Annotated in this window: 1 protein-coding gene; it reads left to right on the top strand. The window is 41.2% G+C overall.

Annotation, left to right across the window (positions count from 1 at the left end; all coding sequences use genetic code 11):
- On the top strand, positions 1–1,287 hold a 1,287-nt coding region (ltrA, locus tag AVL50_RS07235), incomplete at its 5' end, for a group II intron reverse transcriptase/maturase (RefSeq protein ID WP_253764261.1).
- Between the last annotated feature and the right edge of the window lie 85 nt (positions 1,288–1,372).

The raw sequence follows: 1,372 nt of genomic DNA, 5'->3' as shown, positions 1-1,372 counted from the left end.
TTTTTTTGTAAAATGATCGAACAAGTAGTGTCTAAAGTAAATATGAAACGTGCTTATCAGCGTGTTTACCGTAATGGAGGAAGTGCAGGAATCGACAAAATGTCGGTGGCTCAACTCTTTTTCCATCTTCAGAAAACATGGGATGACACCAAAACGAGTTTACTTTCGGGGCAGTATCTACCGCAACCTATAAAAGGTGTGGAGATTCCTAAACCGAACGGGAAAACACGTCTTTTGGGGATTCCTACGGTACAAGACCGTCTCACTCAGCAGGCACTGCACCAAGTATTATCTCCTATTTTCGAAAAGGAATTCTCAGCATTCAGCTTTGGTTTCCGTCCAAACAAAAGTGCTCATGATGCACTTCAAACATCGTTATCCTACATTAACGAGGGTTATCAACATATCATTGATATCGACCTTAAAAGCTTCTTCGATGAAGTGGATCACAGTATTTTACTGCAATTGATCTACCAAAGAATCAAATGTCCTACTACCATGAAACTGATCCGTAAATTCCTAAGAGCGCCGATCATGATTCAAGGAAAACTGAAGAAAAGGCGAAAAGGTGTTCCGCAAGGAGGACCGCTAAGTCCACTTCTTTCTAATATCCTGCTTCATGAACTGGATCTCTTTCTAATGGAACGAGGTGTTCGTTTTGTGAGGTATGCAGATGATTTTAGTATTTATGTGAAGTCCGAAAAAGCGGCAAAACGTGTAGGAAATAATGTATATGTATTTCTACGGGATATCCTAAAACTACCAATCAATCGAGAGAAAAGCGGGAAACGTCGTCCTCTAGATTTTGAGGTACTTGGCTACGCTTTTGTATCGAGCTATAAGAAAGGTTCAAAAGGACAATATCAACTTGTTGCTAAACGTGATTCATGGAAAAAGTTGAAGACAAGTCTCAAAGAGGTAACTCGAAAAACTACTCCCATGAGTTTTGATGAACGCATCAAGAAGCTCTTAGAAATCCAAAGAGGTTGGGTGAATTACTTTAGTTTGGGAAACATCAAGCGAAAACTTAAAAAGGTAGATGAATGGGTAAGAAACAGGCTCCGGTACTGCATCTGGCAACACTGGAAAAAGGTGGAACGAAAACGCAAAAACTTAATGCGTTTAGGAATATCTTATGATCAGGCTTATGCTTGGAGCAGAACGAGGAAAGGCGGATGGGCAGTAGCTCAAAGTCCTATTCTTATTACCACCATTACCTTAGAGAGACTGGAGAAAAGAGGATATATTTCTATGCTCGATATTTACAGGAAATTAGCTGAACGGTAATCAACCGCCGTATACGAGGTCCGTACGTACGGTGGTGTGAGAGGGTCTCCGCTAGGCTAATCGCCTAGCGGCGCTCTACTCGATT

The organism is Flammeovirga sp. SJP92, assembly GCF_001583495.1.
Taxonomy (GTDB): domain Bacteria; phylum Bacteroidota; class Bacteroidia; order Cytophagales; family Flammeovirgaceae; genus Flammeovirga.
This window is presented reverse-complemented; position numbering and strand designations above follow the sequence as displayed.